General features: G+C 37.7%; 20 protein-coding genes. 7 read left to right on the top strand and 13 right to left on the bottom strand.

From position 1 onward, the window contains the following. Nucleotides 1–271 precede the first annotated feature (271 nt). The 5 genes from nadE to BMZ04_RS17525 form a co-directional block, all read right to left on the bottom strand. Nucleotides 272–1,102, bottom strand: coding sequence for an ammonia-dependent NAD(+) synthetase (nadE, locus tag BMZ04_RS17550; protein ID WP_093274589.1), 831 nt, complete (start codon nt 1,100–1,102; stop codon nt 272–274). Nucleotides 1,103–1,104: 2 nt separating this feature from the next. Continuing rightward, a complete protein-coding gene (locus BMZ04_RS17545; RefSeq protein ID WP_093274586.1) occupies nt 1,105–2,586 on the bottom strand; it encodes a nicotinate phosphoribosyltransferase in 1,482 nt (493 codons plus the stop codon). 824 nt (nt 2,587–3,410) lie between these two features. Beyond that, complete coding sequence (locus BMZ04_RS17535; RefSeq protein WP_093274580.1) at nt 3,411–5,624, bottom strand: outer membrane protein assembly factor BamB family protein; 2,214 nt, start codon at nt 5,622–5,624, stop codon at nt 3,411–3,413. Nucleotides 5,625–5,937: 313 nt separating this feature from the next. After that, nucleotides 5,938–7,218 carry an aminotransferase class I/II-fold pyridoxal phosphate-dependent enzyme gene (locus BMZ04_RS17530; protein ID WP_093274577.1) on the bottom strand — a complete coding sequence of 427 codons (1,281 nt, stop codon included), beginning with the start codon at nt 7,216–7,218 and terminating at the stop codon, nt 5,938–5,940. A 99-nt stretch (nt 7,219–7,317) separates the two neighbouring features. Then, nucleotides 7,318–8,076, bottom strand: coding sequence for an exodeoxyribonuclease III (locus BMZ04_RS17525; RefSeq protein ID WP_093274573.1), 759 nt, complete (start codon nt 8,074–8,076; stop codon nt 7,318–7,320). Between the two features lie 153 nt (nt 8,077–8,229). On the opposite strand from BMZ04_RS17525, the gene BMZ04_RS17520 reads away from it, so the two are divergent. Beyond that, nucleotides 8,230–8,667, top strand: a complete 438-nt coding sequence (locus tag BMZ04_RS17520) for a GNAT family N-acetyltransferase (RefSeq protein WP_093274570.1) — start codon at nt 8,230–8,232, stop codon at nt 8,665–8,667. Between the two features lie 347 nt (nt 8,668–9,014). On the opposite strand, the gene BMZ04_RS17515 is transcribed toward BMZ04_RS17520, so the two are convergent. Beyond that, nucleotides 9,015–9,539 (bottom strand): Rossmann-fold NAD(P)-binding domain-containing protein, encoded by a 525-nt coding sequence (locus BMZ04_RS17515; protein ID WP_093274567.1) that lies wholly within the window; start codon nt 9,537–9,539, stop codon nt 9,015–9,017. Between the two features lie 161 nt (nt 9,540–9,700). Between BMZ04_RS17515 and BMZ04_RS17510 the strand changes: the two genes are divergently transcribed. After that, nucleotides 9,701–10,486 (top strand): SDR family oxidoreductase, encoded by a 786-nt coding sequence (locus BMZ04_RS17510; protein ID WP_093274565.1) that lies wholly within the window; start codon nt 9,701–9,703, stop codon nt 10,484–10,486. Nucleotides 10,487–10,547: 61 nt separating this feature from the next. On the opposite strand, the gene phaC is transcribed toward BMZ04_RS17510, so the two are convergent. The 3 genes from phaC to BMZ04_RS17495 are packed head-to-tail and all read right to left on the bottom strand — an operon-like array spanning nt 10,548 to nt 13,026. Further along, nucleotides 10,548–11,630, bottom strand: a complete 1,083-nt coding sequence (gene phaC / locus BMZ04_RS17505) for a class III poly(R)-hydroxyalkanoic acid synthase subunit PhaC (RefSeq protein WP_093274561.1) — start codon at nt 11,628–11,630, stop codon at nt 10,548–10,550. 42 nt (nt 11,631–11,672) lie between these two features. Further along, nucleotides 11,673–12,455: a 3-oxoacyl-[acyl-carrier-protein] reductase gene (fabG, locus tag BMZ04_RS17500; protein ID WP_093274553.1), complete on the bottom strand. Its 783-nt coding sequence runs from the start codon at nt 12,453–12,455 to the stop codon at nt 11,673–11,675. A gap of 58 nt (nt 12,456–12,513) precedes the next feature. Beyond that, nucleotides 12,514–13,026 carry a polyhydroxyalkanoate biosynthesis repressor PhaR gene (locus BMZ04_RS17495; protein WP_177184492.1) on the bottom strand — a complete coding sequence of 171 codons (513 nt, stop codon included), beginning with the start codon at nt 13,024–13,026 and terminating at the stop codon, nt 12,514–12,516. 225 nt (nt 13,027–13,251) lie between these two features. On the opposite strand from BMZ04_RS17495, the gene phaQ reads away from it, so the two are divergent. Next, nucleotides 13,252–13,665, top strand: coding sequence for a poly-beta-hydroxybutyrate-responsive repressor (gene phaQ, locus BMZ04_RS17490; protein WP_093274547.1), 414 nt, complete (start codon nt 13,252–13,254; stop codon nt 13,663–13,665). Nucleotides 13,666–13,739: 74 nt separating this feature from the next. Beyond that, nucleotides 13,740–14,237: a hypothetical protein gene (locus BMZ04_RS17485; protein ID WP_093274541.1), complete on the top strand. Its 498-nt coding sequence runs from the start codon at nt 13,740–13,742 to the stop codon at nt 14,235–14,237. A 403-nt stretch (nt 14,238–14,640) separates the two neighbouring features. On the opposite strand, the gene BMZ04_RS17480 is transcribed toward BMZ04_RS17485, so the two are convergent. Both BMZ04_RS17480 and BMZ04_RS17475 read right to left on the bottom strand, forming a co-directional pair. After that, nucleotides 14,641–16,002 carry an FAD-containing oxidoreductase gene (locus BMZ04_RS17480; protein WP_093274535.1) on the bottom strand — a complete coding sequence of 454 codons (1,362 nt, stop codon included), beginning with the start codon at nt 16,000–16,002 and terminating at the stop codon, nt 14,641–14,643. A 93-nt stretch (nt 16,003–16,095) separates the two neighbouring features. After that, nucleotides 16,096–17,691 (bottom strand): catalase, encoded by a 1,596-nt coding sequence (locus tag BMZ04_RS17475; protein ID WP_093274530.1) that lies wholly within the window; start codon nt 17,689–17,691, stop codon nt 16,096–16,098. A 683-nt stretch (nt 17,692–18,374) separates the two neighbouring features. Here BMZ04_RS17475 and BMZ04_RS17470 point away from each other — a divergent pair. Further along, entirely contained in the window at nt 18,375–18,575 is a 201-nt protein-coding gene (locus BMZ04_RS17470; RefSeq protein WP_143128319.1) for a hypothetical protein, read from the top strand. Here the strand turns inward: BMZ04_RS17470 and BMZ04_RS17465 are convergent. Continuing rightward, the gene (locus BMZ04_RS17465; protein WP_093274523.1) at nt 18,565–19,629 is read right to left on the bottom strand and encodes a M24 family metallopeptidase; all 1,065 of its coding nucleotides are present in this window, start codon (nt 19,627–19,629) and stop codon (nt 18,565–18,567) included. The two genes, BMZ04_RS17470 and BMZ04_RS17465, sit on opposite strands and share 11 nt — an antisense overlap. 112 nt (nt 19,630–19,741) lie before the next feature. Then, complete coding sequence (locus BMZ04_RS17460) at nt 19,742–20,326, bottom strand: hypothetical protein (protein ID WP_093274520.1); 585 nt, start codon at nt 20,324–20,326, stop codon at nt 19,742–19,744. Nucleotides 20,327–20,633: 307 nt separating this feature from the next. Here BMZ04_RS17460 and BMZ04_RS17455 point away from each other — a divergent pair, with 307 nt between their 5' ends. Beyond that, a complete protein-coding gene (locus BMZ04_RS17455) occupies nt 20,634–21,383 on the top strand; it encodes a gluconate 2-dehydrogenase subunit 3 family protein (RefSeq protein ID WP_255367994.1) in 750 nt (249 codons plus the stop codon). A gap of 30 nt (nt 21,384–21,413) precedes the next feature. After that, nucleotides 21,414–23,138: a GMC family oxidoreductase gene (locus BMZ04_RS17450; RefSeq protein WP_093274517.1), complete on the top strand. Its 1,725-nt coding sequence runs from the start codon at nt 21,414–21,416 to the stop codon at nt 23,136–23,138. Nucleotides 23,139–23,151: the final 13 nt, after the last annotated feature.

The raw sequence follows: 23,151 nt of genomic DNA, 5'->3' as shown, positions 1-23,151 counted from the left end.
GTCATGCAGTTGTTGCGACAAAAGATCTTTTGCGACGAGCTTTGCGCAGGAGCAGGACGTCGCGAACTTAGACTGCCTTCCTCGAGTCTTTCAAAATTTGTGACATCCGCCGGAGGCTTAACTTGAATAGTAGGAAGTTTAGACTTCTGCTGATTCAAGTTAAAAGATTAGTTTGAAAATTAATATTATGTATAATTAGCATACCGAAAGTTACAATATAATACAAATAGGAAAAAGCCAAACTATCTTTTATAAGAAGTTTGGCTTACGATTACTTTTTCCAGAAATCATCAAATACCGTAATCGGCATATGTCGCTTATGCATAGAGCGATTATAAAAACCTTCTATTTTTTCTTGCGATTCTTTAGAAATCATTTTACCTTCTAAATAATCATCAATTTCATCGTAGGTTACACCGAGCGCTACTTCGTCCGGAATTGCTGGACGATTTTCTTCCAAATCTGCAGTCGGAACCTTTAAATATAAATGCTCCGGACATCCTAATTGTTTAAGGAGTTGCTTTCCTTGTCTTTTATTCAAACGGAAAATTGGAGTTAAATCGACACCGCCATCTCCGTATTTTGTATAAAAACCTGTGACAGCCTCCGCCGCATGATCTGTTCCAAGCACAACGCCATTATACATTGCAGCAATTGAATATTGCGCTTTCATACGTTCTCTTGCTTTTTCATTTCCTTTTGCAAAATCCGATAACGTAATATCCGCTTCACTTAGGGCTCGTGCACTTGCATCAACTGCCTCTTTTATATTAATCGTGACAGATTTAGATGGTTGGATAAAGTCTAATGCTTCTTGCCGCTCATGCTCATCAAATTGTACTCCGTATGGTAAACTTACTGCGATAAATGCATAAGTTTCTTCGCCAGCTTCCGTATTTAGCTCATCTACCGCGAGCTGCGCAAGCTTTCCCACTAAAGTAGAGTCTTGTCCTCCTGAAATTCCTAGCACCATACTTTTCATAAAAGAATGCTTCTTTAAATACGCCTTCAGGAAATCAATACTAGTACGAATTTCTTCCTCGACATTAATAACTGGTTTTACTCTCAAAGCTTTAATAATCTCTTGTTGCATAGTAGCCATTATTACAGACCTCCATTTTGCTCAATAAGATTATGTTCCATTTCTTTTACTTCTTGAATATTACGCATTTTATTGTCCCAACATTTTTGGCTTAAATCGACTGGATATTCCTCTGGGTTTAACGAACGTTTATATTCGTCCCAAAGTAAATCTAAATTAGAACGTGCATAATCGCGCACTTCTTGCAAATTTGGCACTTTGTACGTAACTTTCCCCTCATCAATTACTTTTACATGTAATTCTTTCGCTTCGAAATTCGTCACAAATTTAGATACAAATGTGTGCACTGGATGGAACATTTTTAAGCGTTTTTCATGTGTTGGATCTTCGTCATGCATCGTAATATAATCGCCTTCTGCTTTTCCGTTTTCTTTATCAATAATCCGGAATAGCTTTTTCTGACCAGGTGTTGTTACTTTTTCCGTAGTAGACGAAATTTTAATCGTGTCCTGCATCGTACCGTCTTGATCCTCAATGGAGACAATTTTATATACCGCTCCAAGTGCCGGCTGATCGTAACCCGTTATAAGCTTTGTACCAATACCCCAGCTATCCACTTTTGCCCCTTGAGCTTTTAAGTTTAAAATTGTATATTCATCTAAATCATTCGAAACAATAATTTTAGCATTCGTAAATCCAGCTGCATCTAGCATCTTTCTAGCTTCTTTCGAAAGAAAAGATATATCCCCAGAATCTAAGCGAATGCCGATAAAGTTAATTTTGTCGCCAAGTTCTTTCGCTACTTTGATCGCAGTAGGGACACCCGTTTTTAAAGTGTTATACGTATCTACTAAAAAAACGCAGTCTTTATGACGTTTTGCATACGAATGGAAGGCTTCATATTCGCTTTTATATGCTTGCACTAAAGAATGGGCATGTGTTCCAGAAACAGGAATACCGAACATTTTTCCGGCCCGCACATTACTTGTAGATTCTATTCCACCAATATACGCAGCGCGAGTTCCCCATATAGCTGCATCCATTTCTTGTGCACGTCTTGACCCAAACTCCATCGCAACTTCATCTTTTACTACTTGTTTAATACGAGACCCTTTTGTAGCGATCAACGTTTGATAATTAACAATATTTAAAAGAGCAGTTTCCACAAGCTGTGCTTCCACTAATGTGGATTCAATACGCATAATCGGCTCATTCGGAAATACAAGCTCTCCCTCCAACATCGAGTAGACATCCCCCGTAAAACGAACCGTCCGCAAATATTCGATAAAATCTTCCTTGTAGCCAACTTCGTTTTGTAAATATTCTAAATCAGTTTCTGTAAAATGAAAATCTCGTAAATAATTAAGGCATCTCTCAAGACCCGCAAAAATTGCGTAACCATTTCCAAAAGGAAGCTTTCGGAAAAACAATTCAAATACTGCTTTTCTTTCATGCATATTATCAGCCCAATAAGATTCTGCCATATTAATTTGATATAAATCAGTATGTAAAGCTAAACCGTCGTCTGGATAATTTTTTTTCATAATGATCCCCTTCTCCATAACTTTTAACTCTGAACTATTTGAACCTAGTATACACTATTTCCCCTTTTTCTTGGATAAATAAACACAAGCTATCTTTCTTAAAACGGGTATAATGCTTCTTAATAAGCTCTATCAGGTGACCGTAATGATTTTCGCTACAGGCGGACGCTTTCCGCCGGGTGAGCGAAAATCAATGGAACTTGCTGACTAATTAGCATCTAAGCTCAATAATGACTTAGATTTATTAGTTCCAAAGCGCTAAATATGTAACTTTAGAATAAATCAAATCTGAAAATGGTTAAGAGCAACAAACCAGTAATCTAGAACAACCGAATTGCTGTTGAAAGCAACCAATTCTTAAAATAACAAGTTTACTTAAGGAGAGACGACGAAGGATAAGTATTGTCATCCCAATAAATCGTTGAAGGGAGTGAACTTTATACAATGATTTGCTTATTTTGAGACAGCATTTTCTTAATAGATTTAAAAAACATTACGTAGTGGATCTGATCAATTATCATCCTTAATAACTGCATACACCAAATTAGTAAGAAATTTCTCATTGATTGGAGCGGAAGGGCGGCGACTCCAGCGGGAATAGCTTGAGCTGAAGACCCTGGACTGAGCGTAGCGAGGGAAGCGGCTGAAGCCAAGCCCGCGGATTCCTGAAGCGGAAATCATAGCGATCACCTAATAAAGCCCCTTTAGTACGCATTATCCCTATATTCTTTACCAATACCGCAATTACATCCTTGATAAATGCTAAATCATCATAAAGAAACCAGCCATCTGAAATAATGGCTGGTTTCTTTTCGCTTCACTTATCACCCACCTAATGGAGAAATGACTGTCTCGATATAGTCCGCTATCGCTTCAATCTCTTCGGGAGTTAGCGAATCTTTAAAGGATGGCATAGTTGCTCCGCCATTTGTTATTCGATCGATCACATTTTCTCTACTTTCTGCGAACTTACTATCCTGTAGATTTGGTCCATTATGTCCGTTCGCTCCTTGATTTCCGTGACAAGCGATACAACTATTTGTGTAAAGTGCTAGACCGGCATCAACGCTACTTACTGTTTCACCCTCTGTAGCTTCATCGGTAGTGGACTCGTTTGTATTATTTTTTGCCGAAGCATCGATCACTTGACCTTCTGGTAAAGTTCCACCTAATTTAAATGTATAAACTTTATCACCATGTTTAGAACCTGCTAGAGCATTTCCTGCAGCATAGATAGAAATGTATTGTTCTCCATCAATTTCATATGTGACAGATGGAGCATTCGCACCTGCATCCATCATATATTCCCACAACTGATCTCCTGTTTTAGCGTCAAAAGCGATTAAGCGGCCGTCGTTGTGACCAATAAATACAAGATTTCCGGCCGTTGTTAAGACACCACTATATGCTGTATTATCCCAGTTTTGTTGCCATGCGATCTTATTTGTTTTTACATCAATTGCGGTAACCGTTCCACGTCTCGGTGTATTGGCTATACGTTGCAAAATACTACCAATATATAAAGCCCCTTCTTCAAACTCCTCCTCTTCTTGTCTAGCAAAAGCAGAGTACGTATCATTTCCTAATACATAGAATAGCTCTGTATCTGGATTATAGGCTGATGGCGGCCAATTTGCACCGCCACTCGGACCAGGTTTAAGCGTAATCATCTCCTCCCAGAATGGCGTAAAGATATCGCCAATCGTTCCGTCAAACGTACCATCTAAATCCCGCTCTACATCGGCTTGTGTTACCCCTTGAGGAACAAATGCATCTCCTATTGGGAACGGCTGAGTTGCGGCAGTTTTTTGTTCAGCTAATTGAGGTACCGGCTTTTCTTCAATTCCTACAAGCGGCGTTCCATCCGTACGATCTAAGAAATAAATCCAACCAGTTTTACCCGCTTGCCCAAGACCTTTTCGCATCTCCCCATCTTTTTCCACATTAAATAGAACAACAGGGTTTGCTGGATCCATATCCCAAATATCATGATGCACTTCTTGGAAATGCCATACATAATCCCCATTTTCCGCATTCACAGCGACTACAGAGTTCGCGTATAAATTGTCTCCTTCACGATTACTACCATCTAAGTCGGGCGCCGTATTTCCAGTTGCAAAATAAATATACCCAAGTTCCGGATCAACTGCTGGTGTATTCCAAACAGGGCCCCCTCCAGTTAACCAAGCATCATTATCTGAAGGCCAAGTATTGCCATAGATATCTCCTGGTCCAGGAATTGTATAGAAGCGCCATACTTCATACCCTAAATCTGATTCGTACGCCATCACTCGACCACGAATACCGTATTCTCCACCGGCTACCCCCGTGTAGACTTTACCATTGTAATAAAGTGGTGCACTAGTAATAGTATATCCTTCTTCCCATTCTGCAACTTTCGTTTCCCATAATTCTTCTCCTGTTTTTTGGTCAAGTGCCACAAGGCGTGCATCTAGTAAACCTACATATACTTTTCCATCACCAACTGCAACTCCACGTGTTGTCCACCCACAACATACCGTGTCCATTTCTTGTGGTATTTCCGGGGTATATGCCCAAATCTGCTCACCCGTTTTGGCATCAATTGCAAATACGTCATTAGCACCAGTTGCAATATACATAATGCCATCTACTACGATCGGTGTAGCCTCACCCGAATATTTATCTTCTGCTCCAGAGCCTAGACTACTTACCCAAGTTGGTTTTAAATCCCCTACGTTTTCAGATGTAATTTGATTTAAAGTGGAATAACGTCTGTTGTAATAATCGCCCCCATGGACTGCCCAATCTTTTGAAGCATATTCGACTTTAATATCCGGATTAGCTGGACTAGGCGCACCCTTAACTTCTACCTCAACTTCTACCTCAACTTCCGCTTTAGACTCAACTTCTGTTTCTTCATTTACAGTTATTGTAGCAAATTCGGATACTTCCTCTCGTTCTTTATCAGCTACTAAAAAAAGCATAAGAATTGTTACTAGAGCAATAATACTTCCGATAAAAATTTTTGCCCACACGGGTATACGTTCATCTCTCATCTTAATCCTCCCCCTTTACTATTAAAATGCCATTTTCAATAGTTTATGTTTCGGATTCTAAATAAATGTTAACGCTTACATTTGATTACATAAATCATTTTCTCCTTGGCGTAATTGCGTCCGGATCTTGAATTGCCATAGTGACTTCCGCCGGAGGCTTGGGCCAACAGGATGTTGGTCCCTCAGGCGTTCCCGCAGGACGCGGGGATCTTAACCTGAGTTCCTATAATCAGCTAGGTGTTTGCACTCCTAGCTGATACAAGTTAAAAAAAACTGTCCATGAGCGTTAACTCATGAACAGTTTTCAAGATGATTATTTAGTTAAGTCTTGGCATCCTTGATAAATTAAATCAAATAGCTCTTCAATATCCGATTCTTCCACACATGAAAATGCCACACGAATATCCGTTTTATTACTTGCAATTACCCCTACACCGTATTGATCTAATAAATGAAGGCGAAGTGTTTCCGCATCTAAATTATTTAACTTCAAGCACATGAAGTAGCCTGAGTTAAATGGATAGTATGTCCAGTGAGGAGCAAACTTTTCGTTTGCAAGCACTTGCTTCGTTTGAATGGCACGCGACTTCATAATTTGGAATTTCTCTTCTTTTTCTTTTAAGAACTCTTCTGATTGTAAAGACTCCAAAAGAATAGTTTGTGAAATATGAGAACCGCTCGAAATCGTTCCACGGATAATTCCTTTTGTTTTTTGTTCTAGTGCATCTAGTACATCAGGCGTTGCAGCGTAAGTAATGAATCCAACGCGTAATCCCCATACATAGTTTTCTTTAGTGGCACCGTCGATTTTCACTGGCAAAATATTTGGGTGACTTTCTGCTAATAACCCGAACAGCGATTCCTTAATCGAATCTTCATAGAATAATCCAAAATAAGCATCATCCAATAAGACAACTAATTTAGTTCCAGAAGCTGCAGCATCTATTAATACTTGAACAATTGCTTGTGCTTCACTAACTGATGGTGTATAACCAGTTGGATTGTTCGGGAAGTTTAATAACACAATCGCTTTTTCTTTTTGCTTCGCTAGTGTTTCACGAAATGCTTCTACATTGAAACCATCGTTTTCATTGAATAATGGGAACGTTTCTACACGACCGCATCTTCTAATCTGGAATACCGTATTATAGTTACCCCAATATTGCTCAGGCGTAACAAGGACATCACCAGGATTCATAAACAAATCTGCTACTATACTTAAACCATGTGTCAATGCGCTAGTTACAATCGGCGAACCAATTGATTTATTTTGCATAGAAGGATTATCCTTTAATAACTTTTCTTTCCAAATAGAACGTAATAATTCTTTTCCTTGTGGAGCTGCATATGGGTAAATGTCTTTTGGAGCGTACCCTAATTTTTCTTGTATATGGCGGAAATGCATCGGCTCTCCGTTTTCTGTGGCGATACCGATTGTTGCGTTAAAGCGATGCGCTTTTTTCCCTGCTTCTGCACTTTGGCTTAATATCCCTTTAGGATAATACAAATTCTTTCCTAAGTCGGATAACATGTCAAAAATGACAGGATTTTCTTTTTGCATTTTTTCATTTAATTGCACAGCTAAAGCATTCATCTATAGGTACCTCCAGAAAGTTGATATAGAAATATTGTACTCTATTTTGTTAAAGTATTGTAGTTTTTATCATAATATAATGAATATTTAACTCTATTCTTAAGGATTTTCTAATACTAAAATGACAGGGCAATGATCACTTCCAAGCACATGCGCGTCAATGGAAGCATCCTTTAAAATAGGTGTAAGTTTTTGAGAGGCTATGAAATAGTCAATTCTCCAGCCTATATTTCGTTCGCGCACTTTGTTCAAGTACGACCACCAAGAATATGCATCTTCACGTTCCGGATAAAAGTATCGGAACGTATCTACAAAACCAGCCGCTAGTAAATCTGTCATTTTCCCTCGTTCTTCAAGCGTAAAACCAGAGTTCCCTCTATTTGACTTAGCATTTTTCAAATCGATTTCTGCGTGAGCAACATTTAAATCTCCACACATAATGACCGGCTTCACTTCATCTAATGTTTTTAAATATGTACGCATTTCGTCTTCCCACTCAAGTCGATATGGAAGTCTCGTTAAATCACGTTTTGCATTCGGAGTGTAGACATTGACTAAGTAAAAGTCTTCGAACTCCAAAGTAATGATTCTGCCTTCATCTTCAGTATCTAAATCTCCGACTCCATACCTCACTGACAGTGGCTTTACTTTTGTAAACACTGCAGTTCCTGAGTACCCCTTTTTCAATGCATAATTCCAATATTGCTCATATCCATCTAGCTGCAAATCTATTTGGCCTGCCTGCAATTTCGTTTCTTGCAAACAAAATATATCTGCATTCACTTCATTAAAATAATCTAAAAAGCCTTTTTGTACACATGCACGCAATCCATTTACATTCCAAGATACTAATTTCAACTCTATTCCCCCAAGCAAAAAACTGATCATTCCTATTTCGTTGTTTTATTTACAACAAAAATAAATTCACTTAAACTAATATGTACATATAAATAGATTATGACTTGAGTCTATCTGCTTGTCTAATTTATTTAAGAAAAGGACTGAAAATTAATGGATTCTAAAAAAATCACGGAAGATAGCGACTTACAAAAAGCGTTTCATATTAGAAAAGAAGTATTTGTGAAAGAGCAAGGTGTACCATTAGATGCTGAATTTGATGTATTCGATACGCTAGGTGGAAAATGCGAACATATTTTAGTCTATTATAAGGAACAACCTGTAGGAACTGGTAGATTAAGAGTTGTCGATGGTTTAGGTAAATTGGAGCGAATTTGTATTTTAGAGTCATATCGTAAATTTGGTCTTGGAAAAATAATAATAAAAAAGTTAGAAGAGATTGCAAAAGATATTGGATTAACCAAAGTTAAATTACATGGTCAAACACATGCAGAAGGTTTTTATGAAAAACTTGGCTATCAAACTTCATCAGATGTATTTATCGAAGATGGGATTCCTCATATTTTAATGATTAAAACATTTTCTGAATAAAAAGAAGTGTTAATTTCCGCTTCAGGCGGACGCTTTTTCGCGGGCGGTCCGTGAGCCTCCTCAGGCCAACAGGATGTTGGTCACAAAGGCGCCTGAGTCCCACAGGACGTGGGTCATGCAATCGTTGCCGCAGGAAGCGGCGAACTTAGATTGCCTTCCATTGGAGGTGGTGCTCTTAGCCTTTGTCAATATGTTCGCTCCTTTGGGGTCTTACCTGGACACGCTATTCCCGCAGGAGTTTCCGCCTTCCGCTCCAATCAACGGTAATTGCTAGTAATCATCATGTAAAATTACATCTAGTTCTTATTTAAATATACGAAGAACTTCGCTTTTCATGTCATACACGCTCAGCTAGAAATTTCGCCTATTAAACTATAAGGTTGGCCAGAATTAATTGCATGAATAACACCATCTGAGATTTCAAAATTTGTTAACCATCTTTGTCTATCATATTCTTTTAGAAATCCTAGTTGTATGAAATTATATTCTAAGTCTTTTTGAGGTTGGCATTGTTTTCTCAAGTCTTCAGCGTTTGCTTTGCTACCTATTATTTGCCAAACATTACTTTTCTCCTCCATTATTTCAAATACAGTGGGGAGTGTATGTAAACCATCGGAATGCAACCAAACAACCGCCTCCGTTAACGGTCCATATACTTGTATGTTCTTCCATAGCGATTTGTACAATTCGGCAGAATCTCGATAATCGAGATAGATTGCTTTTATATTCTCTGGTTCAGAGCAAGAATCTTTCATTCTATTCATTTTTTCTTTATTACGTGCAATAACCGTAACAATATGATTTTGTTCTGCATACCATCTTGTCACTTCCGCTAACATTCCTGTACCACCAATTATAAAAATATGTTCCATATAAAATTCTCCTCCTTAAGTAAATACTGCCATATCCCTTCGAAATACTCTATTAACTCTGAGCAAAGAAATTGATTTACCAAAATAGAAGGAATACAATTATCTTGTAATTGAGATATTTTAATTACAAATAAATACACATGTAGGAAGGAAGAAGTATAATGAGTAACCGTTTTGATGATCAAGTCGTATTAATAACTGGAGCAGGATCTGGATTAGGACAAGTATCTGCGTTACAAGTGGCCAAAGAGGGCGCAAAACTTTCTTTAGTGGATTTAAATAGTAATAGTTTAGAAGAAACAAAAAAACTAATTTTAGAAGTAGCACCAGAAGCAGAGATACTTTTATTAACAGCGAACGTTGCAGAGGAAGCAGCCGTAAAAAATTATGTGGATGAAACAGTTAACAAATATGGTCGTATAGATGGATTTTTCAACAATGCAGGGATCGAAGGAAAACAAAATCTTACGGAAGATTTCGGTTCTGACGAGTTCAGTAAAGTAGTAAGTGTTAACCTAAATGGTGTATTTTACGGATTGAAACATGTACTAGCAGTTATGAAAAAGCAAGGATCAGGATCTGTTGTGAATACTGCTTCTGTCGGGGGTATCCGTGGTGTAGGTAATCAATCAGGTTACGCAGCGAGTAAACATGGTGTTGTAGGGTTAACAAGAAACTCTGGTATTGAATATGGTCAATATGGCGTAAGCATTAAAGCAATTGCACCAGGAGCGATCATGACACCCATGGTTGAAGGTTCTTTAAAACAAATGGGTGGAGACAATTGGGAAGAAGTTGGAAAAGAATTCGTTCAACCTAATCCAATGAAACGATTTGGTAAACCAGAAGAAGTAGGTTATTTAGTAGCCTTCCTATTATCAGATCAAGCTAATTTCATTAATGCTACAGTTATTCCTATTGATGGTGGCCAATCAGATAAATACTAATCTTCTGTGCTTTAGAAAAGAGAAGGAAACAAGTCTATTTATGGACTTGTTTCCTTTTATATTACTTCGAGTTTTCTGTAATCCATTTCTCAATATAAGGATGTATTTCATTGATTGCTTTGCGACCTGTGACAACTGAGACATGACCAGTATCTACCGTATGTAGTGTCTTGTTTTTGCTAGACACTTTATCATTCAGCGGTGCAATTTGGTGTGGTAGAGCAATATTGTCACGTGTTGCAGAAATATTTAATAGATTAGCCTTAATATTAGCCAGTTCTACTTTGCGTCCACGTATTACTAATTGATCATTAATCAGCTTGTTGTCCTGATAGAAATCTCTAATCCACTGTCTATAAGATTCGCCAGGGAAAGGTATCCCATCATTCAACCATTTTTGCATTAGCTTCCAATTTAAAACAAAGTTCTCATTTTCCACACGGTCAGCTAGACTGACATATGGACCGACAACATTCGAAATTGGACTAAGCATTTTATTTCCGAAATCGATTACTTCGAAAGGAATATTACCTAGTGTATCGACCATTTTATCTAGTTGAAAATAGCGTTTATCCAACCAGTTTGAGTATAGACCTGCATCTTTAAAGTCAATTGGACTCGTCATCAAAATAAGGTTGCGAATTGGCAATTGTGGATAAAGTGAAGTGAAAATTGCCGTCATTGTCCCCCCCATGCAGTAACCTAAAAGTGTAATATCTTTCGCTTTCGAAGTCTTCAACACTTTGTTTACTGCCCGTGGAATATAATCCATAATATAATCATCCAGTTTCATATGGCGATCTTCATGGCCAGGAGTACCCCAATCTAACAAGTAGACATCATGACCTTTATTAGTTAAGTGCTCTATTAAGCTATTACCTGGATATAGATCTAATATATACGGTTTATTGATTAATGCATAAATCATCAGAATAGGCACTTTATTAGTTTTCTTGATCGCCGGTTGATAGCGATATAATTTTGTTTTATTTTTCGTCCAAATAACCTCTTTTGGGGTCTGGCCAACTTCTGGTTCAGCATCCGAAGAAATAACTTCTGTTAATCGTTTAATCTGTTGAATATTCTTATCCTCTGATAAACGGTCAATCCAATTGTCAAATTGCTTCGTATCTAACGTAACCATAAAATCCCTCCTACCAATATTTTTTCAATTTGGAAACTTTTATTACATGTATAGACCGCCATTTACATTGATTTCTTGCCCCGTAATATAACTTGCTTGTGCTAAAAATAAGACAGCTTCTGCAATTTCACTTGTGCGTCCTAATCTTTGTACAGGCACTTTCGCAACTATTGCGTCTTTTACATTTTCCGGCATTGCTGCAACCATCTCTGTTTCAATGAATCCTGGGCAAATCGCATTTACTGTAATACCGTTTCTAGCAGTCTCAAGAGCCAACGACTTTGTAAAGCCTAATAGTCCAGCTTTTGATGCAGCATAATTCGTTTGTCCAAAACCACCAGCTTGACCGATTATTGAACTAATATTAATAATTCGACCAGACTTTTGTTCTAACATATGGTTGATAACAGCAGATGTTGTATTGAAAACACTATTTAAGTTAATATTGATCACTTGATCCCACTCTTGTTTTGTCATTTTTCGGAAAGTACGATCTTTCGTCACACCAGCATTATTAACTAGAATGTCGATTTTTCCAAAACGTTTCAACACTTCCTCTACAAGCTGTTGTGAATCCTCTTCTACAGATACATCAGCTTGAATAGCAAGCACACTGCCACCTTCTTGCTCGATTTCCTGCATAACATTTTCCATATCTAAAGTGCTACTACGATAATTACCTACAACTTGCGCACCATTCTTTGCCAACGCTTTAGCTATTTCAGCACCAATTCCCCTTGAAGCTCCTGTTACAACAGCTACTTTCCCTGCAAGAGGTTTTAGTGGATTCGTTTGTTCCAATACGGTTGTTTGCAATTCTGTCATTTAATATACACTCCTAATATATGTTTTATTTAAGAAATCATTTAGATAGTAGAGCGCTTTATTTCTTAGCATTTGCAGCACTTGTAGCACTTGTAGCAGCATTTGTAGCAGCATTTGTAGAATTCGTAGCTGCTGTAATTATTGGTCCAGCTGTTACTTTAGGGGTATTTTGCGATACTAGTGAATTTGCTAGTAGCTCGATCACTTTATCCAATTTCTTATCTAGATTATTTAGTCCTTTTTTTAATTGTTCTATTTCTTTCGAAGTATCAAACTTGTTCACATCCATTTGATCTTCTAGATCATCCATTTTCGACTCTACGTTTATAACAAGGGATGCAATATTTGCAATTTCATCCCTAGAAGGCATATTAGCTTGTTTTAAATAAGATTCGGTAATCTTATTCAAAAATCCTTGATATTGTAAATATTGGCTCTGAATCTGCCCTAAACTTTCTGCAAAAGATTCTTTTCCAAGCGTATCTTGGATAGCATCTCGCCATGTACTTTCCGTTTTCTCATACACATTTTTCCACATCGTAAAAGCATCGAATGAAGTTGTCTGGGTCAATGGAAATCATCTCCTTTTCTTAAATTCAACATAACTTTATCACAATTTTCTAAGGTGTTGTATAACAAAATTGTAAAGATTATGACTATTCGATATATTTCTAATGTATTCTTCTTTTTTCGACAAATCTTGTCAAAATTTTTCAACAATTAATCCCTTGACTTATTAAACATATAGGTGTAAATTACACTTATATGCAACAACTTAATAAGTAGGTGATTGATAATGGAATCTAAAGAGGAAGAAATAAAAAAAAATAAGACCACCAATATTGGTGCTCCTAAAAATTTCCTTATCCCGATCATGTTGCTGCATTTACGTGATTGGAATACGCATGGTTATGAATTAATGGAGAAAATTTCACAATTTGGTATGGAATCCGTTGACCAAGGGAACTTTTACCGTCTCCTTCGACAACTTGAAAAAGATGCATTAGTAACATCCGAATGGGATACGACATCAGGTGGTCCAGCTAAACGTATTTATTCGATTACGGAAGCAGGTAAACAATATTTAGATTTATGGGCTGGTTCATTGAGTCAGTATCAAAAAATGTTGAATCAATTTTTCAATATATACAACCCTTTTTTCACCCCACTCCAATCTTCGTCCGATAAGAAGGAAGACGAGGATTATTAACTGGATGTAATGCGAATATTAGCATTCATTATAAATAATAAACATGTTTTGCTATATCAAAGGAGGAATTACGGATGGCTAAAGAACAATTAGGAAACGGTGTAGATTTATTATGGGACGGATGGTTAAATGGTTTTAAAACATTACAAAGCTTGCAAGATGATGTTCAGAAAAAAACGTTTCAAGCATTTACGTACCAAAAAGAGCTTCTAGATTCCACAGTAGCTACGTTGACTGCTATGGAAGAAGAGACAAAAAAAGTAGCGCAAGATTGGCAAAATAAAGTTCAAACGAGCGTAAAGGGAATCAGCGGAAACGCACAATTAGAACAAGTTTCAACATGGCTAAACAATGTTCAAGAGATTAACGACAAAGCACAAGCTTTATCATGGAAACCAAGCTATGCGGTTCTGGATCTCTTCGTTCAATCACAAAACCACTTAGAGACAACTGTCAAAGCTGCTATTGAACAACAAAAACTAGAACGTGAAGAAACATTGAACAAAATCGAAGAATTGACTGAATTACTAAAAGGTGCGCATAAAGATTTATTGGTATCTGTAGGAGTATAATCCTTTGCCTTTAGATTACTATAAACGAAAAAGAGAGAGGTTATCATTATTAATGATACCTCTCTCTTTCTTTATTTCTTAGTTAGCCTTAACAATACAAAAATGGCAATTGCCAATACAAACACACAAAATAATAGTGCAATTGAAATAGCTCCAAAAGCGAGTAAACCCATTATCAATTACGCCTCGGCGGCATCCAGATTTTGAATTGCGCCTGAGGCCTACAGGATGTAGGTCTTGCAGTCGTTGCGACAAGGATGTCGCGTACTTAGACTGCCTTCCTCTACTCCCTTCAAAATCTGTGACATCTGCCGGAGGCTTAGGCCAACAGGATGTTGGTGAATACACTCCTTCTTGTATGATTTATTGGAAAGGAGTGTGTTAGGGAGTCAATACAAAGTAGTTAATCCACCTTAGAAAATAAATCATTAAGTGATTCACTCATTGTCGGGTGAGTGAATATAGTATCCCGCAAAAATGTATATGGCAATTTTGCTTCCATTGCCACTCGTACAACATTAATCATCTCACTGGAATCCACACAAAATAGCGTGCACCCTAATATTTCTTTTGTTTTTGGGTCAATAAGTGCTTTTAATACCCCATCTGTTTGTTCCACTATGCGTGCTCTTGGAATTCCAGCTGCTGGCATCGAAACTACTTTATATTCCAACCCTTTTTCCTTTGCCATTTTCTCATTTAATCCAACGTGGGATAATACAGGGGCAATGAACACTGAATATGGAACGTTCGTACGCTCTTTTTTGGAATACGAGCCATCCCCAAAAAGTTGGTCTTTTACAATTCGGAAATCATCCAACGAAATATATGTAAACTGAGGACCTCCGTTTACATCACCTAAAGCCCAAATATTGTTGGCAGTAGTTTTTAAAAAGTCATCCACTACTACCGCTCCCCTATCATTTACTTCTACAGAGGTATTTTCCAGAGCTAAGCCTTTTGTATTTGGCTTTCGCCCTGTTGCAAGCAAGATAGCATTTCCCCGTACTTCTTCGATACTATTATTTTTTTGATAATTGACTACTACCCCGTGGTCTTGATTTTTTACTGATTCTACCCTGCTATTCAATTCGATTGTTATCTTCTTCGACTCCAGTACTTTTTTTACTTCGTCTGCAATATCGCGGTCTTCGTTCGGCAGAAATTGTTCGGTTCCATCAATTACAGTAACTTCTGAACCAAAATTTGCATACATCGAAGCAAATTCAAGTCCAATATAACCTCCACCGATAATAATAATTTTTTCTGGAAGCTCTTTTCGTTCTTGCAATGTCGTTGAATCATACACGAATTTAGCGTCTTCTAGACCTTCAATAGAAGGAATAATTGGAGTGGCTCCTGTATTAATAAAAAAATGATCCGCTGTTACTTCAAACTGATCTTTCGCTGTTTTCACTTGTATTTTACTATCTGTTAGAAAACTTGCCTCTCCAGTAATCACTGTGATGTTTTCTTGATCATCTAGCATATGAAAGTTTTTATTACGTAAAAAATCAGTTAACTCATCTTTTTGATGAATAGCTTTTGTATAAAATTCCTCTTTTGAAGTGTTCAAATACTTTCTTTTTTCGGCTGAATGAACAAGTGATTTTGTTGGAATACATGCAATATTAATACATGTTCCTCCATACATATTAGGAGACTTTTCAATTACTGCAACCGTTTTTCCTTTATTTGCGAACTCGGATGCAAGTGTTTTTCCACCTTTTCCAAATCCAATAATTACTGCATCATATTTTTTCATCTTAAAACCTCCCTTATACTCTATCCCCTCTTATAGTAGGAAAGTAAACATAAAACCCCACTTCCCAAAAGCTTAGAAAGTGAGGCTAAGTTATTAATATGGTTCTGCTTCATTACTTTTTTCAATTGCATCTTTTGGTGCCTGATCGCCGTCACGATTTCCTAGTGGCTTTTGGCTAGATCCACCTGATTTGGCATGTGCTATGCCTTCTCTTAAATGACGTCCGTATTCTTCATCCGCCTCTTCTGCTAGTGCAATCATTTTTTCTTGAATTCTACTATCACAGCTAGAAAGGTCATTGACAAGATTGGCAATCAGTTCGGTTTTTTCCCATTGTTCAAAATTACGATACGTTTCTCCGGCTTGTTTTGTATTACTTTGTCTATCGATTGATTGTCGTACTAAATTTCCTTTTATCATCGGTGTGTATTCTTTCCCTAGTTGCTTTGCTTCCTGTAGTCCGTCTAATATAGAAGGCTCATAGTTAATATGTGGATTTTGGAAAGGTGCTCGGTCCAGCTTATATTGCATTTGACCGCCACTTTGATTGGTCGCAACCCGTTTTTTCGGTGCATTAATTGGGAGTTGTAAATAATTCGCCCCTACTCGGTGTCGCTGGGTATCTGAATAAGAAAAAGTGCGCCCTTGCAACATTTTATCATCCGAGAAGTCTAGTCCGTCCACAAGTACCCCTGTCCCAAATGCGGCTTGCTCTACTTCCATAAAATAATCATCTGGATTTCGATCTAACACCATTTTTCCAACGGCCATCCATGGGAACTTATCTTCCGGCCATAGCTTCGTGTCATCTAACGGATCGAAGTCTAGTTCGGGATGTTCATCATCACTCATTATTTGAACGAGTAGTTCCCATTCAGGAAAGTCTCCTTTTTCAATCGCATCATATAAATCTTGCGTTGCATGGTTAAAATTTTTTGCTTGTATTTCCTCTGCTTCCGATTGCGTTAAATTTCGAATACCTTGTATCGGTTCCCAATGATATTTCACTAGTACCGCTTCGCCTTCTTTATTCACCCACTTGTACGTGTTTACTCCGGAACCTTGCATCATTCGGTAGTTTGCTGGAATACCCCATGGTGAATAGACGAATGTAACCATATGAAATGTTTCTGGTGAACTCGCACAAAAGTCAAAAAATCGCTCTGAATCTTGAATATTTGTAACAGGATCTGGTTTAAAAGCATGTATCATATCCGGGAACTTTATCGCGTCTCGAATAAAGAAAATCTTTAAATTGTTCCCAACCAAATCCCAGTTCCCATCTTCCGTATAAAACTTTACTGCAAATCCCCTTGGATCGCGCAATGTTTCTGGAGAATGACCGCCGTGAATAACAGAAGAAAATCGAACAAAAACAGGAGTGCGCTTCCCTTTTTCTTGAAACAATTTAGCACGGGTATATTTCGAAATCTCTTCATCACCAGCTGCTCCATACGCTTCGAAATACCCATGTGCTCCAGCACCACGAGCATGCACAACTCGTTCAGGAACTCGCTCCCTGTCAAAATGACTTATTTTTTCTATAAAATCATAGTTTTCGAGCGTGGCAGGACCTCGGTTTCCTACTGTTCTTATGTTTTGATTGTTCGTTATAGGATGTCCTTGTCTATTGGTTAACGTGTCTTCATCTTCTATATTTGTTTCATAATCAGGTTGTTCTTTAGCCATTATTTGTCCTCCTAAACGTCCTATAGATTTTAATACCCACTACATTCTGTCCAGTTACTATATTAAATAAACAAAAAAATAAATGAAGTTCAGATGCTCTTTAAATGCAACTTTTAGTCCACTCTATTATTTTTAAGGAGCTTATTGAAACACTACTTCATAAAATATGAATAAAGCGTCGTAAGAAGTTTCCACATAGGATTTCCGCTCCAGGGCGGACGCTTTCCGCCGGGTGAGCGATAAGCAATCGCCGACGCTAACGCGTTCGCCTGCGATGTCTTATCTGTCTCAATCATCCGGCAGGAGTCGCCGCCCTTCCGCTACAATCCACCGAAATTGCTTAAATATCAATATCAACTCGCTAAAACATCCCAAAAATGCGTAGGGCAACAAATGAAAGCAACCAATTTCATCATCTAACAAGTTTACTAGAAGTGAGACGGCAATGAATAATATAAATCTCTGATAAATGCAGGCGCTAAATTATCAGGTGGTCCCCACTGATTTTCGCGGAAGGGCGGCGACTCCAGTGGGATGAAGTGAGACAGATGAAACTTCACAGCGCACGCGTAGCGTCGGTGAAGGTTCATCGCTCACCCCACGGAAAGCGTCCGCCCTGTAGCGAAAATCATTGCGGACACTTTAATAAACTTGCTAAGACGTAGTATCTCTATATTGTGCAAGTGGACCATAATGTTTTAGTTGAAATGTTGCGCGCAAAAGAACAAAAAGACTGGAGTCTAGACGGAGATTCACCACTTGTAGGAAGTTATCCATCTACCGTCGTCGATTTTATAATTTCGATAATAAAAGCTTCCCGTTACTTCCAGTATGTTTTTACAACAATACTGGAACAGCGAGAAGCTTACATCTTTACAATATAATTAATTCTTTATTGGATTTCGTAATAATCTCTATACCGTCTTTCTTCAAGATAATATCATCCTCAATTCGAACCCCACCAAAATTAGGAATGTAAATACCCGGCTCTACAGTTAACACCATTCCCTCTTCAATAAGCTGCTCACATTTTGGATTCATAAAAATATCTTCATGGATATACAAGCCAATACCATGGCCCATGCCATGTCCATAATACTCGCCATATCCTTTTTCACTAATAAAATCGCGAGTTAATGCATCTGCTTCTTTCCCTGTCATTCCTGCCTTTATCCCACCTAGTGCATGTTCGAGGGCTCCAGATACAATCGCATATATTTCTTTCAACTTAGGGTCCGGTTCACCAACGGCAATCGTTCTTGTCATATCGGAGCAATAGCCATTATAATACGCTCCAAAATCAAGCGTAATCATATCTCCTTGTTCTACTATCTTCTCACTTGCCACTCCGTGCGGTAATGCAGAACGGATACCTGAAGCAACAATCATATCGAAGGAAGATGAAGTAGCCCCTAATTTTCTCATGTGAAATTCTAGTTCATTTGCTATTTCTATTTCGGTAATTCCAGGACGAATAACAGTTAAAATATGTGTAAATGCAGCATCTGAAATTTCAGCAGCTCGCTTAAGAATTGTTATTTCGGCTTCATTTTTAAACATACGTAATTTTTCAACTGCTCCAGAAAGCGGTACTAAATCCGATTTTGCATATTTACTGAACTCGGAATAATATTGATAAGTTACATGTTGTTGCTCGAAACCTAGCTTATTAATCCCTAAACTTTCCGCAAGATTAGAAATTTCCTCATAGATTACTGCTCTATCTATTTCTTTCACAGTAAAGTCCTTTGTCTGCGCGTTTGCTTGACTAGTATAACGAAAATCTACTAAAAGGTACGCTTCTGTTTTTGAAATAAGCACCGTTCCAGCACTACCAGTAAAGTCTGTTAAGTATCTTCTATTAATACCATCCGTCACTAAAACACCATCAATACCTAATTCATCAAACGATTTTCTTAGTTTCACTAGCTTTTCCATTGTTTAACCCCCTGATATCACTTTTTATATAATTCAATATAATACTTCAATTATAAATATGACATAAGCAAGGAATTATTAATAGTACCTTGTAGTAACTATAAGGTACTTACTATATTGGAAATGCGAATCGCTTCCAAGTACTCTTTTGGACTCTCTCTTCTACTCCGCGTTTATTAAATACATATGTTTGTAAGCTTCCCTGATATAAAAGTTGTAACGAAGAATGTTGCTCGAAATGATGTGGCTGTACTAAGTAGGGTGCAATTGGTAACTGAGTGGATTTGCATTCATTCATCAACGTTGCAACAAATTGCGAACAGAAAAAAGCATACTCTCTTTCAATTTTAATATTCATAACTACTGCAAATAATCCGATTAAATTATATTTATATAATTCTTTACACTGTTCCATATGACGAATCTTACTTCGCATTCGATTGTATTCTTTACAGGTTACTTCACATTTATAAATTGCACATGTTGCACTCTTGAAAAGGGCTTCTGTCGGTTCTTCCTTTATGAATCCCCCGTTAAATGGATTATGTTTATTTTTCCTGCCAAAACTATACATTTCATATAGTTCTTCATCGAAAGCGATGGATGCATGATTCATGTCTTTTCTCGTATACATACCTATCGCTTTCGAAAATAGAGTTCCAGTATTACTTAACACGATATAAATAGTTTTTTTCATTCTCTTCACCTCGGTCATCAGAAGCATTTTGCCCCCATATCTGCTTTTCTAATCATCTCTCAAAAGCATCTTTTTACAAACGGACTCTAGGAGGAAACTTAGTAAGACTTAAGGCGTAGAAGATGAATAAATTTACAATATTAAACAGAAGTAATCTTTTACACTACAGATCGAGCTAAAGTGTCGAATGAATAGTCACTTAGTTTTATTTTAATGATTGTACCTATGCTATAAGTCTGTTAAAATTTCAAAGTCAACATGGTACATATAGATTATTTCACATCATATATATTAGGAGGTTTTAAGTGTGTCAGAACAAGAAAAGAACATTCCGATTTTAGATAAACGTACTTCTAGACGTTCGTTCATCAAGAATTCTGGATTAACAGTTGGTGGGCTTGTAATAGGTGGAGCAATTGGTAGTTTATTAAATGGGAAATCAGAGGCTACTACTTCAACAGTTGCCCATGACACAAACCAAACTGTCATCGATTATAGTGAAACACGCCAGTTTTTCGTACGTCAAAAAGATTTCGATGCAATTGTCGCAGCTACCGAAGTAATTTATCCAGAAGATAAAAATGGTCCTGGTGCAATTGCACTTGGCGTTCCTTATTTTATCGACAAGCAATTAGCTAGTCCATGGGGAAGTAATGCGGATGACTATAGAAAAGGTCCTTTTAAAGCAGGCGAAACGCCACTTAATAAAAGTGAAATAGTTTTACAAGGCGTTCGAAAACTAAATGAAGTTGCTGAAAAAGAACATGACGGCACCCTTTTTAAAGATTTAACAGAAGAACAGCAAATTGCCATACTTACTTCTTTCCAAGTTGGCGAAGTAGAAATGGAATTAGTAAGTTCCGCTGCATTCTTTAGTTTACTAAGAACGCTTACCCTACAAGGATGCTTTGCCGACCCATTATACGGAGGCAATAAAAACATGGCAGGATGGAAAATGAAAGAATTCCCTGGGGCACAAATGTCTTATACTGCCTATTTAGATAAAGAAGAATTTGTTGCAATAGAGCCAGTTAGTTTAGGCGGACATAAACATTAATAGTCAATTAAATTAGGAGGTTCATATATTATGGTTACAAAATTACCTAAAGTGGATGTTGTTACAACAGGTATGGGTTGGACGGGCGGTATTGTTGCTGCCGAACTAACAAAAGCTGGTTATCATGTAGTGGGTTTAGAGCGTGGAGTAGAAAGAACGATTGAAGATTACTTACATGGTCACGATGAATTAAAATACAATGTTCATAAAGAATTAATGCAAAAATTAAATAAAGATACAATTACGTTCCGAAATACGTTAGCGGAAGAAGCAAAACCAGTTCGTGATGAAGGTGCTCTTGTTCTAGGGACTGGGACTGGCGGTGGCGGTGCTCACTGGGGTGCGCAAACATATCGCTACTTCCCTTATGATTTTGAAATTCGTAGTAAAACTATCGAAAAGTATGGCGAAAGTAAGATTCCAGATGGAGTAACTATCCAAGACTGGGGTATTACGTATGATGAAATAGAACCATATTACTCTAAATTTGAGCAAATGGCCGGGGTTTCAGGGGAGGTTGACCCACTTGCGGGACCTCGTTCAGTCGATTATCCTACACCTCCACTAAAAAAATTAACGCAAATGAAAATGTTTCACGAGGCTGCAGAAAAACTAGGCTACCATCCATTTGTAGTGCCAACAGGAACGGTATCAGAGGCCTATACAAATCCAGATGGAGAAACATTAAATGCCTGTCAATATTGTGCATTTTGCGGAAACTATGGTTGTGAATATGGAGCAAAAGCGGATCCTATCGTAACTGTTATCCCAACTGCTAAAAAAACAGGTAACTTTGAACTTCGCACTAATTCCATTGTAACGCGTGTTTTATATGATGGAAATAAAGCAACGGGTGTACTCTATAAAGACACTCGTACAGGGGAAGAATTTGAGCAACCAGCAGATGTTGTTGCATTAACTAGTTACACGTTTAATAATGTTCGTTTACTATTATTATCTGGAATTGGTGAACAATATAATCCAAAAACAGGTACAGGAATGATTGGGAAAAACTATACCGATCACCATACGATTACTGGGGCAATAGCTTACTTTGAAGACATGAAATTTAATAGTTATATTGGTACTGGTGCACTTGGTTCCGCGTACAATGACTTCAACGCGGATAATTTTGACCATAGCAATATTGATTTTATTCATGGTGGTCAAATCGAAATGCACCTTATGGGGAACGAGCCAATTGCCAATAATGCGGTTCCTTTCGGTACCCCTATGTGGGGGAAAGAATTTAAAGAAAAGTCTATACACTATTATCACCGTAATGTGGTAGTTGTTTCACAAAGAGCTATCTTGCCTCATAAAGATCATTATCTAGATTTAGATCCAACCTACAAGGATGATTATGGTGATCCATTAATTCGTGTAACTTTCGATTATACAGAAATGGATCATAAGCGTAATGAATTTTTAGTAGAAAAATGTGCGGAAGTAGCAAAAGAAATGGGCGCAGATATTATCGATATCATCCCAATGGCTGAGCATTTTGGAGGTAGATTCGCATTCCAACATGATGCTGGTGGCGTAATTATGGGAGCAAATCCAGAAACTTCTGCGGTTAATAACTACCTGCAAATGTGGGATGTGGACAACCTATTCGTATGTGGAGCTTCCGCATTCCCTCACTTCGGACCTACAAACCCAACACCAACAGTTGCCGCATTAACTTACCGTGCAGCTGAAGGGATGATCGAGTTTTTGAAAAACGGTGGAGGTCCATTAGTCAAAGCTAAATAACCCTTTTTTTATG

It is taken from the genome of Psychrobacillus sp. OK032 (assembly GCF_900111345.1).
Classification (GTDB): Bacteria; Bacillota; Bacilli; order Bacillales_A; family Planococcaceae; genus Psychrobacillus.
The sequence above is the reverse complement of the archived record's forward strand: the minus strand, read 5'-3'. Positions and strand labels throughout refer to the sequence as shown.